The following is a 12,420-nucleotide window of genomic DNA, read 5'->3' as shown; positions in this document are numbered from 1 at the left end:
AACCCATTTGAGTTCCCACATAAAAATGGCGCCCACCAATGATGGGCGCCGCACAGGAACGACACAGAGACAGGAGCCAGATTCAGGCGGTGTTGCTGCGCCGGATCTGGGTGACGGGAGCAGAAGGACCACGCTGGCGATCCCGCTCGCCCCAATAGCGTTCGACCAGCCACATATTGAATTGCCGCTGAGCGCCTTCCTGCCAGCTATAGCGACCGCGCGGCGCGAATTTCGACTTCAGGCCCTGCTGGACGAGCAAGTCCACATGCATGTCCTGCGCGACGATCTCCGTCACCGCGTCCAAATTCATCCGCATCTTATGCTCATAAAGCGGATCAGCCATGGCTTCGGGGTGGAGCAGGATGCCGGTGGTCATCGAATGGTGGCCTGCTCCCTCTGCGTAGAGAATCATGTAGATCACCATGTCGGCCATCACGACAAGCGAAAGGCTGGGCGGCAGGTTGACGAACAGCAGGCGGTTGCGTTCCTCCTCCGTCAGTGCAGGGAAAACCGGAAACACCGCCTTTTGCGTGGCGTTGAAACTGGCATCGGCGTGCAATGACCCATTGAGTCGATAATAGCCCGCCGTTTCGGTTGGCAGTTCGGGGAAGCTGGCAAGCGAGCTGGGCACGATATCGTGCAAAGGCCCGGCATGCAGGCGATTGGCATGATAGCCATCGTTGTTATTCTCGAACATCACCTTCCAGTTCCATGGCAGGGATGGCGGCGCATCGGGACGAGGGCCACGCGCACTGGTGAAGTCATAATGGGCGACAACATCCTCAATCCCGGCCAAGCGTGGGGTCAGTGGTGCGGCCACCGGATCGAAATTGATGAAGACAAAGCCATGCCATGTCTCCAGTTTGAGACGGGGCAGACTGGCGCTGGCCTTGTCGAAATCGCAGGTACGGTTCATCGCGGGCGCACCGACCAGAGCGCCGTTCAGATCATAGGTCCAGTGATGATAGGGACAAACGAAGGCGCGCGTATTGCCGCTCCCCTCCGCCACCAGCATCGCCCGATGCTGACACACAGCGGATAGGGCGTTGATTTCGCCATCGCGGTCCATGGCCACGATGATCGGTTCGCCCGCATGGGTGGCGGTGAAGAAATCGCCCGGCTTCTCCAGCCACTCGACCCGCCCGACGCACAGCCATTCACGGTAGAAGATTGCCTGCCGCTCGAATTGGAAGAACTCCTCGTCGGTGTAGCAGGCGGGCGGCAACGTGTCCGCTTCCAGCGTGTCCGCGATCGAGCTGGCGAAGCTGTCGAAAAACTGGTCGGTCAGAAGCGTCATAGTCACATCCCGTCAATGGCGACCCGGTGAGGGCTTATCGTCTGAAATGGCGGCGTCATCCCGCCATCTGTTCTGGCGCCGTCGCTTTCACGACGGCGCGCGGGTTCAGTCATTCGGCGGCTACGACCTCCGGCTCGATCAGCAGCACGTCCTGCTCCATCCGTGCCTTCACCCGGACCGGCGGCCGCAGGAACAGGGCCGTCGACAGGGTGGCGATGGCCAGCAGGACCGCGAAGGTGGCCAGTGCCAGGCCAAAACCGCCCGTCGTATCCGCGATCCGCCCCGCAAAGATGGGACCGAACACCGCAAAGGTCGTCGCTGTGGTCGCCATGGCGGTCATGTCACCCGCGATCGCCGCCCCGAAATAGCGCAGCAGCAGGATATGGGCGCTAAGCCAGGCGAGGCCCCAGCCGATACCGAACAACAGTGAGGCGGTGTAGGCGCCTGCAAGGCCGGTCGCTGTGCAGAGCATGGCGATGGCGACACTTTGCAGGGCCAGGCCGCCGACCAGCAGCCGCTTGGGGTCGATCCGCTCACACAGCGCCCCTGTGACGCCCTTGGCCAGCGTACCGGCCAGCGCAACGAGGCTCATGGCGATGGCGCCTGCCGCTGCGCCCATGCCCATGTTGGCGACATGGGAGACGAGCGCGCTGTGCGTGGTGGTTACGACGGTTTGAACAACGGTCATGGCGAAGGCGAGGATTAGGAAGGTGGGGCTGAAGAGGGCTTCACGCACCGTCCACGGGGACTCGCCCGCCGCGACGGCATGGCCGGAACCTGCGCCCCTCACCTGTTCCACACTTTCGACCTTGACCGCATCACGGATGGCGATGAGGCACAAGATGCCAAGCACGATTGCCATGGCGGCCATGACCATCCAGTGCAGGCGCCAGCTACCCGTCAAGCCGACAATTGTCCCGACGATGAGCGGCCCGGCGATACCGCCCGCCGAACCGGACATGAAATAAAAGCCGATCATGCGCGAAGAGCTTTTCGGAAACCATGTCGCCAGCAGGTAGATGGCGGGCGAGGGGGCCACGAGCGAAAAGCCGATACCCATCAACGTCGTCGCCATGAAGAAAAGGCCGAGATTCTCGATCACCGAAGCGGTGCCGAAACCGGCGGCCAGGATCATGCAACCCGCGAACATGGTGAGGCGGGTGCCGATCATTTTCATCAGGAGCGGGGGCAGGGGGCTGCTGAGACCGCATGCAAGACCGAGCAGCGAGAAGCTGAGGCCTGCGGCAGCCTGGGACCAGCCCAGTTCCGCGACCATAGTGTAGAGCACATAGCCTAGGGAGGTGAATGTCGTCGCCGTTACGAAAAAGAAACCAAGTGACGCGACGATCATGACGAGAAGGTTGCGGGGCATACAATCTCCTGATGCGGCTTTCCGGCGTCGCGGCACGATGCCCCAACGATCACCTGTGCAACCTCGCATGGCTGCCCCGCATGCTCTTGATGGCTCACGCCCGAAGAGTTGATTGCGGATTGAAACGGTTTCTGTTGATGCACGGCGGCGGCGATCAATGGACGCAGATGCAACAAAAAGGGCGCAACGGCTTTCACCGTCACGCCCTTCCCTGCGACCCGCTGTATGCGGATTTAGAATTTATAGCCGACCGACAGGATGATCTGTCTGGGTGGGATATAGGTGTCCATCACCTGGCTGCTGCCATAGGGATCGGAAAAGCGGGAGTTGATGCCATTCGTGTCGAATAGATTGGTGACACGCAGGGTGATGTCCGCTCCGCTCTCCAGCGGTTCATATTTGAACATCAGATTGACCTGTGTGTAGGACGGCGTGGTATCGACCGCGCCTTCGTTGAACAGCCGGTACTGATAATCTCCGCGATAGATGAACTGCGCGCGTGAGGTGAGCAGGCCGGGACCGATTTCGCCGGTGTAAGTGGCGGAAATATTCCCCTGCCAACGCGGCAATTTGGGCACGCGGTTGCCGTTGATGTTGGCGCGGGCGGCGTAGCGGGCAAGGGTTGCCGGGAAATAGTTAGCGAAGAAGCCGCCGGTGCCAGCATAGCCCGCCGCGTTCTGGGCATTTTGGGCGTTGGTCGGATCGAGCGCCAGATAATCCGCCGTGAACTTCCCCTCCAGCCAGGACATCGACCCGTCGAACCGTAGTCCCTTCACAGGGAGCCAGCTCCCCTCCAGTTCGGCGCCATACACGCGGGCCTTGGGCGCGTTGGCGATACCCTCGCCGAACAGCACGGGGTCTTCCTCCAGAAACTGCATATTCTTGTAATTATAGAGGAAGCCAGATGCGTTGATCTGGATGCTGTTGCCTACGAAACGATTTTTGGAACCGATCTCAAAACTATCCACCGTTTCCGATTCATAGGTTGGCTTGATATTATCGCGGAAGCCCAATGCGTAAGCGGAACTCCCCGCCGATGCCGCGCTGTTGATACCGCCCGGCTTGAAGCCACGGGTGTAGCTGGCATAGATCATGTTGGTTGGCGTGAACTGATATTCCACTGCCGCCTTGCCGGTGATCTCGTCAGCCGAACGGGGGGCACTGGCGCGCGGTTGCAGATAAGCGCCGGTGGGATAGACGGCCGCGCCCCGTTTCGGACCGCTGTCGCTCAAACCCGTCGACTTGTCATGATTGTAGCGGATGCCACCGGTGAGCTTGAGTTGGCTGGTGATGTCATAGGTCGCCTGCCCGAAAAATGCATATTGCTCACGGGTGATGGACGACAACTCCGCATAGGTCAGATCTTGTACGCGTGGATCGGTGGACGATGTGTCCTGCGACAAGGCGGGCCTTTGGATGAGAAGGTTATTGGCGCGGTACTCATTGATATACTGGTTGTTCTTCGACCAGAGGTAGACGCCACCGAGCACGAAGTTGAGCGGGCCATTCATATGGGTCGCAAGGTTGAGTTCGGAGGTGTAGCTTTCCGTATCCTGCTGCCAAAGCGCGACATGGTCGTAGCGTGAGGTGTTGCCGGATACAGGAAAGAAGAGGGTGGTGTTGAGGCCATCACCATCCCAAGACTGCTCACTATGAAGTTTTTGATAGCTGCTGATCGACTTTATCGTAGCGAAGTCCGTGTCCCAGCGTATCACGCCGCTGTACAACTGCGTATGGACCAGTGAACGCCCGGCATAATCCTGCGTCAGCAGGCGCGCATCCGGCTGGGGATCGAGAATGTTCTTCTGCGCTGGACCGTTGTTGGTTCCATAATATTGGATGGTGTTAAGCGTGATCGACAGATTGTCGAGTGGCGACCATTTGGCTCCGATGCGCCAACTGGTGTCATTGGCGTCATCCAGTTCATAGAGCCGATAACCGGGCACATCGGTCGCGTTGGAATAGCCGTCATGCTTTACGTGCTGAATCGCACCGCGGATCGACAGCCTGTCACCAATCGGCACGTTCAGCGCGGCATTACTCTCGACATAATGATAATTGCCGACACCAAGGCTGGCGGTGCCGGAAAGATCCTTGGCAGACGGCTCTATGGACACGATGTTGATCGTGCCGCCCGTCGATCCCTGGCCGAACAGCGTACCCTGCGGACCGCGCAGCACCTCCACTTGCGCCACGTCGATGAAGGCCGCGCTCGCTGCGATGCTGTTGAAGATATAGACGCCGTCAATGTGATAGGAGACGCCCGGCTGCGTATTGGTGTTCTCCGGCGTTTCCGAGCCGATGCCACGGATGGAGATCATTCGTTCGCCGCCGCCGCTCTTGGCGATGACAAGGCCGGGTACGGTGCCGTTAAGACCGGTGATGTCGGTAATATTTGCGGCCTTCAGCATGTCCGCCGTCAGGGCGGAGACAGACAACGGCGTTTGCTGGAGGCTGACCTCGCGCCGCTCCGCCGTCACCACGATGTCAGTGAGGCCCTCCGCGTCCGCAGCGGCTGCAACATCGCTGCTGGAGTCGGCGTTGTCTGCGGCGATGCTGTTCGCCATGGCGAGTTGGACTGGTTGCTGCGCCTGCACTGCGCTGGTGGTGAAGGCGAGCAGTGAAACACTCGCCGTCAGCAAGCTGTTAAGATGCGTGATCCTGACCATGATGCCCCCGATCCTTGATTTTGTTGCCTCTCCGGCCAGCGGCCTGTGTCTCCGCAATGATTCCGGAAGCCTTGCCGCTTGATCCTAAATCTGTTCGTTCGGCGGCTGACGGTCTTGTGCGAGTGCGAATAAGTAGTTGACGGGGAGGTGCCCGATAGGGGCGAGAGAGAGCCGAGCGCGTCGTTGCGAAGCCCCATTTCCGGTCGCGCGACATCGCATAATGGCCTTTCCCAGAGAGTGCAGGGGTAACTCTCTGCGTCAGCCGTCAAGGGGAGGGGGGGCAGCGACAAGACGGAGCACTTTCGGTCGCATAAGTGCGGATCAAGAAATGAGGCGCACGGACAGGAGGCCAGATTGAACTCGACCACCACCACTTCGCTTGCCATGCGATCGCTGGGACAGACAGGCATGACGATCAGCCGGGTCGGCTTTGGCGCATGGGCCATCGGCGGACCGGACTGGGCTGTCGGCTGGGGCAAGCAGGATGATTCTGCGTCCATTCGCGCGATCCGTCATGCCGTTGAACGCGGCATCAATTGGATTGACACTGCCGCTATCTACGGTCTGGGCCATTCGGAGGAGGTCGTGGCACGTGCGCTGGCGGAGATGCCCTCGCATGAACGTCCCTATGTCTTCACCAAGTGCGGGCAGGTCTGGGATCCCGACGACCGCAACAGCAAGAACAGGGTTGGCCGGGCAGACAGCATCCGACGCGAGGTGGAGGATTCACTGCGTCGTCTGCGCGTCGATGTCATTGACCTGTACCAGATGCACTGGCCCGCCGAGGACGGATCGCCGCTGGAGGAGTATTGGAGCGCGCTCCTGCGACTAAAGGCAGAGGGGAAAGTGCGTGCAATCGGGCTGTCCAACCATGATGTAGCGCAACTCGCCGCAGCGGAGGTGCTAGGTCATGTCGATACGCTCCAGCCACCGCTCTCGGCGCTCCGCCGGTCGGCGATCAGCGCAGAACTGCCCTGGTGCGATGCTCATGGCACGGGGGTCATAGTATATAGTCCAATGCAATCGGGACTTTTGTCCGGGGGCTTTTCCGCAGAGCGGGCTGCCAATCTGGCACAGGATGACTGGCGTTCCCGACATCCCGATTTCACCGGCGATGCATTGCGGCGAAACCTGATCGTTGCCGATGCTTTCCGAGCCATCGCGACGCGGCGGGGCGTTACACCAGCAACCATCGCGATTGCTTGGGTACTGGCTATGCCGGGGGTGACGGGCGCCATCGTCGGTGCACGCGATCCGGCTCAGGTGGATGGTTGGCTGGCTGGTGCCATGATAACTCTGGATGATAACGAATTGGCCGAGGTAGCGAGCGTCATCCACTCATCAGGTGCAGGTGAAGGACCTATACCGTTCGGTACATAGCGAGGCAGCGGAAGCCACAATACCTCGCAAGTTTCCTGTCGTTAGCCAGTGCTTTGATTGAGCTGTCGAACTTCGATATCGACAGATTCACGTCATAAGTTCGTTAGGCGTTGTCGTCGGTCAATGCGGCGGGTGGAAACCAAGCACCAAATATAAGACGGATGAGATTTGCTTATGACGCATACGATAGACTGCCACTGTTCCTGCAATTTAGAGAAGACACTATTTCCGCCAGATAGAGATGTCACACGCTTACGAACAGCAGGGGCTGCGCGGAGCCTGTCGATCGCGCGCAGCCCCTGCTGATGCGCAGGTCTGGCGGTCAGGGCGCCCCGGACCCGCTGCTATAGCAGGGGGCTCCCTCAACGGCTTTCGACAATCCGCTGCGCTGCCTCGATCGGGGTGAGCCGGCGCAGGGGAGGGCGCCCGCGTTTGCGTTTCACCGGCATCTCGTTCGTCGGCTCGGGCGTCGGGAACTGGTGACTGCCCTGCGAGCGCCGACACGGCTCGTTGTTATTGCGCTTCCGCGGCGGCAACATCTCCTGCATCGCTTTGGCCATCGCCAGCGCAGCATCGAGGTGTTTGTTCTCAACGATCGCCGCCTGGTTCACCTGCCGGATCTTGTCGAACATCCGGTAGGGAAGGGCATGGCTCTCATGCCGGATCTCGAGCCGGCCATCGGGATACTCGCATACTTCGACGCGCTTGCCCGCCAGCGGCCGGCTGATCTCGGTCGGATCGAGAACGAACAGCGCCTTGTTGTAATGTAGCGTCAGCGCTGCGGTCACCGTGCGATGCTCGCGCCACACCATCTCGGCGCGCAGATCGTCGTGCAGGGCGAGGGGGCGATGCAGATCGCGCGGGTCAAACGGCGGCCTGGCAAAGCGCGCATTGTGGCGCGCCATGTAGCCGGGCAGGAACGCGTTGGCCTCTGCGATCGTCGCGATTCCCTCAAGCCGCATCGCCTTGACCAGGCGATCCTGCAGCGTCCCGTTCGCGCGCTCGACCCGACCTTTGGCCTGCGGCGAATGCGCGCAGATGATCTCGATGGCGAGCGCCTCCATCGCGCGGCCGAAGTGCGTCATCCCGTCGCCCTTGGCCGAGGCCGTGTTGTTGCGGAACACAGAGTGCTTGTCTGAGTAGAACGCCACCGGCTTGCCGTGCCGCTCGATATACTCGCGCGTCGCCTCCTTGTAGGCGAATGTGCACTGCGGTCCGCGGTCCTCGAACCACCAATGCTTCGAGCCATCGATCTGGATCAGTTCGCCGCGGCAATCCCGCCGGTAGCGGGGTTGATAAGGGCGCGGCCGCCTTGCCTCGCGGTCCTTCCACATTCCGCTCTTGATCATCCACTTGCGCAAGGTCTCGTGCGAAAGGGTGATGCCATGCCGTTCGGCGAGGTACTCGCTGATCAGGGTCGGTCCGAAATCGTGATAGTGCTCGCGTACCAGGCTGAGCACGTGGACACGGAAATCATCGCCGAAATCCCGGTTGCTCGGACGTCCGCGCTTCCAGGAAACGAGCGCCTCCGGACCATCGGCGCGCAATCGGCCAAGAAGCCGATAGACCTGTCGGCCGCTCACGCCGAGCAGAATGGCAGCGTCCTCGATCCTCAGTTCGCCACGCTCGAAACGACGCAGCGTATCGTATCGCGAAAGCTCGCCATGGCTCATAGCCACCACCTACATAAGCGCGTCCTCCCAGCCAGAAGGAGACCATGCCACCGGGACTGCGAGACGTCCCAGAGGTGTGACATCTCTAAGTTGCGGGGAGTGACATTTCTAAGTTGCGCTTACAATCACTTGGCATGATAATAATGATTATGTTAAACCAAACTGAATTTCACTTATTCATTGTGGCTCCAGCAGCATCGTCCCGTTTTCAACCCGCCAGCTTTTCAGCTTGTTGAGGAAGTTCATCCCCAGCACATTAATCTCACCAAAGGACGGGGAAACCACCACCGGCATGTCCGATGCCTGGATCGCACCAATCTGCATCGTGGCGATAGTCGACCGGGTCGCAACGACTTCGCCGTTGGCGGTCTGGATAGTCATCGTCCGGCTCAAATTATCCGGCGGAAGGCCCAACCTGTCGGCTGTCTCTTTCGATACGGCTGTCATGCTGGCGCCGCTGTCCACCAGAAAACGGACCGATTGCCCATTCACTATGGCATCGACCCAATAATGGCCGTCGTCGCGCATCGTGATGCTGACGCCTGCACCAGATGCAGCACCTTGGCCTCCGAGAGTTGAGATGCCGTTTGCTCTACCCGTATTGATCTTCTGGACTTCTCCACCACGATGACCGTTTTGCCATGCTGAGAGTTTAGGTTCGATCAGGGTAAACAGATAATAAACGCCCAGAAACAGCGCAACCCATCCTGCGGACCAGCCTATCAGCCGCGCCAATGGCACGCGTCGTGCAAACAACGAACTCAGGACGACCAGCAATACCAAGACGATCCAAATTGTCCGCGCCACCTCGTCAGCCATGGGATCTCTCCATGTCACCCAGCGTCACGACCAAACCGTCGTAAGCGGGCGCGATCCCGTCCGGAAGTCGGTCTGCCAGATCGGCATAATCCATGCTCTGGTCCATGTGGGTCAGGAGAGCGCGGCCGGGATTGACCCTTGCGACCGCGTCCAGCGTGAGCGCCAGATGGGAGTGGGTCGGATGCGGCCTGTCACGCAGGGCATCCGCGACCCATATGTCCACACCCGCAAAGAAACCCAACATCTCCTCGGTCACATCATGGAAATCAGTGGCATAGCCAACAGTGTGCCCATGGGTGGCGAAGCGGAATCCGGTCGAGAAAATTTCCCCATGAGGCATGTCCACTGCGGAAATATGGATGTCACCTACCTGTAGCCCTTCCTGCGGGAGGACGTCCCCCATGATGATCGGCGGATAACCCGCTCTGCCCGAAAAGGCATAAGTGAAGCGGCTTTTCAGCAAATCCATGGTTTGTCTTCGGGCGTAGCCGAGTATCGCAGATTTGTTCACCTGTGCGACCTGGCGAATATCATCTATGCCATGGCAATGATCGGCATGGTCATGCGTCCAGAGTACCGCGTCCAATTGCACAACATTTGCATTGAGCAACTGCTCGCGCAAATCCGGTCCGGTATCCACCAATATCCGTGTCGTGGTGCTTTCGATCAGGATCGACGCACGGGTTCTCCGGTTGCGTGGATCAGTGGGGTCGCATGCCCCCCAGTCGTTGCCGATGCGTGGAACACCTGACGATGTCCCGCATCCCAATATGGTTAGCCTGAGCATTGACCCGACGCCCTAGTCAATCGTGCATTTGCCAAACAAGGCATTGAAATTACGGCTTGTCTGTTCAGCAAGCGTTTCCACCTCCACGCCGCGAAGCGTGGCCAGAAAGCGCGCTGTATCCGCAACGAACAAGGGTTCGCAGGTCCGCCCGCGATGTGGCACCGGCGCCAAAAAGGGTGAGTCTGTTTCGATCAACAGACGATCGTCGGGGATACGCCGCGCCGTGTCCTGCAACGCCCGTGCGCTCTTGAACGTCACAATGCCGGACAGGCTGATGTAGAAGCCCAGGTCGAGTGCGATGTCTGCAAAGGCGTCACTGGCGGTAAAACAGTGAATGACGGCGCTGAAGGCCCCCTTCCCCATCTCCTCACGCAACATGGCGGCGCTGTCCTCTTCCGCATCACGGGTGTGGACGATCAGCGGCAGCCCCGTCTCGCGTGCGGCGCCGATATGGGCGCGAAAGCTGTCCTGTTGCCGGACGCGGTCACTATGGTCATAGTAATAGTCGAGGCCGGTTTCACCGATACCTACGATCCGGGGATGGCGCGCGCCCTCCACCAGTCGCTGCGTATCAACGTCGGGATGGGCGTCGGCTTCATGTGGATGGATACCGATGGTGGCCCATACATCCGGCTCCCGTTCCGCTGTTGCCAACACATCGGCCCATTCGCTGGCGCGTGTCGCGATATTGAGCATGCGTGATACGCCGCCCGCCCGCGCCCGCTCCAGCACGGCGGTCTGTTCCTCAACAAGTCCCTTGTAGTTGAGGTGACAATGGCTGTCGGTGAACATTTCAGGCCTCGTCCGCCGGAACTTCCAGGCGAGGGAACAAGGGCCTAGGCGGCGAGAGGGTGAAGCCTGACGCCTGCAAAGCGGCATACCAATCTTGCCCCAGACCTGCATAGGTTCGGGCATCTGCCGGTATGCCCATCTGGTCCAGCAGCGCGTGGGCGCTGGACGGAATGACTGGCGCAATGGCAATGGTCAATTGACCAATCGCGACATAGAGCGCCGCAAGAACTGCTTCCATTCGTTCCGGGTCCGTCTTGCGGAGCGCCCAAGGTGCCTGCGCATCGATATAGGCGTTGCAGGCGAAGACGGCGCGCATCCACGCCTCGATCGCCGCCGATGGCGCGAGAGTGTCGAAGGCAGCAGGGACGTCCGTGCCACAGACGGCCAGCACATCGGCGAGTAACGCCCTGTCCACCTCAACCGCTTCGCCAGCGGGGAGACGCCCGTCGAGGTTCTTCGCGATGAAACTCAAGGTACGCTGCGCCAGATTGCCAAAGCTGTTGGCAAGATCGCTGTTCGCTTTCTGGACAATGGCTTCCGCGCTGTAGCTGCCGTCATTGCCAAATGTCACCTCAGCCAGAAGGAAATAGCGCAACTGGTCCACACCGAACCGTTCCGCCAGTTCCAGTGGGTCTGCGACATTGCCCAGCGACTTGGACATTTTCTCGCCCCGGTTGAGCAGGAAACCATGACCGAAAATCTGCTTCGGCAGGGGCAGCTTGGCGCTCATCAGGAAGGCTGGCCAATAGACCGCGTGGAAGCGGACGATATCCTTACCAATGATATGGGTGATGTCGCCGCCCTCGGCCCAATAGCGTGAAAAGCGTTCAGGATCGTCGGGATAGCCGCTGCCCGTAATATAGTTGGTGAGGGCATCGACCCAGACATACATGACATGGCCATCGCTGCCGGGAACCTTCACACCCCAATCGAAACTGGTGCGCGATATGCTGAGGTCGCTGAGGCCACCCTCGACAAAGCGCAGCACTTCATTGCGGCGGCTGTCGGGCCGGATGAAATCGGGCTGGTCCGCATAAAGCGTCAGCAATCGGTCCTGATATTTGGAGAGGCGGAAGAACCAGCTTTCCTCAACGGTCCATTCGACCGGCGTACCCTGCGGCGAAAGTTTCGCCCCACCCTCCCCGTCGACCAGTTCCTTCTCGTCGTAGAAGGCTTCGTCGCGGACGGAATACCAGCCTTCATAGCGGCCTAGGTACAGGTCACCATTGGCCTCCATCGCCTGCCACAGGCTCTGGCTTGCATGATGATGCGCCGGCTCGCTGGTACGGATGAAGCGATCATAGCTGATGTTGAGCCGGTCGTTCATTTCCTTAAAATGGAACGACATCTCATCGGCCAGTTGCTGCGGCTCCATATCCTTGCCGCGGGCCGTCTGCGCCATCTTCAGGCCATGCTCATCGGTGCCGGTCTGGAAGAACACGTCGCGTCCGGCCATGCGGAGCGCACGGGCGAAGGCGTCGGTCGCGATCGTCTCATAGGCATGCCCGATATGCGGGCGGCCGTTGGGATAGCTGATCGCGGTCGTGATGGTCGCTGGCACGGACATGCTATACTCTGGAAAAAGGATTGGGATGGGCTGTCCGTTCTCTAGGGGAGCCGCACCGTCCTGC

Annotated in this window: 10 protein-coding genes; 1 reads left to right on the top strand and 9 read right to left on the bottom strand. The window is 60.0% G+C overall.

What is annotated here, in order from left to right:
• Nucleotides 1-82 precede the first annotated feature (82 nt).
• From LWE61_RS15765 to LWE61_RS15750, 4 genes are all read right to left on the bottom strand, one after another.
• On the bottom strand, nt 83-1,297 hold the full coding sequence (locus tag LWE61_RS15765; protein ID WP_234151611.1) for an aromatic ring-hydroxylating oxygenase subunit alpha: 1,215 nt from the start codon (nt 1,295-1,297) through the stop codon (nt 83-85).
• 109 nt (nt 1,298-1,406) lie between these two features.
• On the bottom strand, nt 1,407-2,669 hold the full coding sequence (locus LWE61_RS15760) for an MFS transporter (RefSeq protein WP_234151610.1): 1,263 nt from the start codon (nt 2,667-2,669) through the stop codon (nt 1,407-1,409).
• Nucleotides 2,645-2,872, bottom strand: a complete 228-nt coding sequence (locus tag LWE61_RS15755; RefSeq protein WP_234151609.1) for a hypothetical protein — start codon at nt 2,870-2,872, stop codon at nt 2,645-2,647. Before LWE61_RS15755 ends, LWE61_RS15760 begins: the two co-directional genes overlap by 25 nt.
• Nucleotides 2,873-2,902: 30 nt before the next feature.
• Nucleotides 2,903-5,338, bottom strand: coding sequence for a TonB-dependent receptor (locus LWE61_RS15750; RefSeq protein ID WP_234151608.1), 2,436 nt, complete (start codon nt 5,336-5,338; stop codon nt 2,903-2,905).
• Between the two features lie 354 nt (nt 5,339-5,692).
• On the opposite strand from LWE61_RS15750, the gene LWE61_RS15745 reads away from it, so the two are divergent.
• The gene (locus LWE61_RS15745; protein WP_234151607.1) at nt 5,693-6,718 is read left to right on the top strand and encodes an aldo/keto reductase; all 1,026 of its coding nucleotides are present in this window, start codon (nt 5,693-5,695) and stop codon (nt 6,716-6,718) included.
• A 362-nt stretch (nt 6,719-7,080) separates the two neighbouring features.
• On the opposite strand, the gene LWE61_RS15740 is transcribed toward LWE61_RS15745, so the two are convergent.
• From LWE61_RS15740 to metG, 5 genes are all read right to left on the bottom strand, one after another.
• Nucleotides 7,081-8,391 carry an ISNCY family transposase gene (locus LWE61_RS15740; protein ID WP_234151606.1) on the bottom strand — a complete coding sequence of 437 codons (1,311 nt, stop codon included), beginning with the start codon at nt 8,389-8,391 and terminating at the stop codon, nt 7,081-7,083.
• Nucleotides 8,392-8,568: 177 nt separating this feature from the next.
• On the bottom strand, nt 8,569-9,210 hold the full coding sequence (locus tag LWE61_RS15735) for a retropepsin-like aspartic protease family protein (protein WP_234151605.1): 642 nt from the start codon (nt 9,208-9,210) through the stop codon (nt 8,569-8,571).
• Nucleotides 9,203-9,997: an MBL fold metallo-hydrolase gene (locus LWE61_RS15730; protein WP_234151604.1), complete on the bottom strand. Its 795-nt coding sequence runs from the start codon at nt 9,995-9,997 to the stop codon at nt 9,203-9,205. The genes LWE61_RS15735 and LWE61_RS15730 overlap by 8 nt, the downstream gene beginning before the upstream one ends.
• A 12-nt stretch (nt 9,998-10,009) precedes the next feature.
• The gene (locus LWE61_RS15725; protein ID WP_234151603.1) at nt 10,010-10,789 is read right to left on the bottom strand and encodes a TatD family hydrolase; all 780 of its coding nucleotides are present in this window, start codon (nt 10,787-10,789) and stop codon (nt 10,010-10,012) included.
• Nucleotide 10,790: 1 nt separating this feature from the next.
• Nucleotides 10,791-12,356 (bottom strand): methionine--tRNA ligase, encoded by a 1,566-nt coding sequence (gene metG, locus LWE61_RS15720; protein WP_234151602.1) that lies wholly within the window; start codon nt 12,354-12,356, stop codon nt 10,791-10,793.
• Nucleotides 12,357-12,420: the final 64 nt, after the last annotated feature.

The organism is Sphingobium sufflavum, assembly GCF_021403115.1.
Lineage (GTDB): Bacteria > Pseudomonadota > Alphaproteobacteria > Sphingomonadales > Sphingomonadaceae > Sphingobium > Sphingobium sufflavum.
Note: the sequence above shows the minus strand (reverse complement) of the source record. Positions and strands in the feature narration are given on the sequence as shown.

What these genes read in the sequence shown, in the direction of transcription:
- LWE61_RS15760 (WP_234151610.1), bottom strand. Translation starts at nt 2,669, where the DNA reads ATGCCCCGCAACCTTCTCGTCATGATCGTCGCGTCACTTGGTTTCTTT.
- LWE61_RS15725 (WP_234151603.1), bottom strand. Translation starts at nt 10,789, where the DNA reads ATGTTCACCGACAGCCATTGTCACCTCAACTACAAGGGACTTGTTGAG.
- LWE61_RS15740 (WP_234151606.1), bottom strand. Translation starts at nt 8,391, where the DNA reads ATGAGCCATGGCGAGCTTTCGCGATACGATACGCTGCGTCGTTTCGAG.
- metG (WP_234151602.1), bottom strand. Translation starts at nt 12,356, where the DNA reads ATGTCCGTGCCAGCGACCATCACGACCGCGATCAGCTATCCCAACGGC.
- LWE61_RS15765 (WP_234151611.1), bottom strand. Translation starts at nt 1,297, where the DNA reads ATGACGCTTCTGACCGACCAGTTTTTCGACAGCTTCGCCAGCTCGATC.
- LWE61_RS15730 (WP_234151604.1), bottom strand. Translation starts at nt 9,997, where the DNA reads ATGCTCAGGCTAACCATATTGGGATGCGGGACATCGTCAGGTGTTCCA.
- LWE61_RS15750 (WP_234151608.1), bottom strand. Translation starts at nt 5,338, where the DNA reads ATGGTCAGGATCACGCATCTTAACAGCTTGCTGACGGCGAGTGTTTCA.
- LWE61_RS15735 (WP_234151605.1), bottom strand. Translation starts at nt 9,210, where the DNA reads ATGGCTGACGAGGTGGCGCGGACAATTTGGATCGTCTTGGTATTGCTG.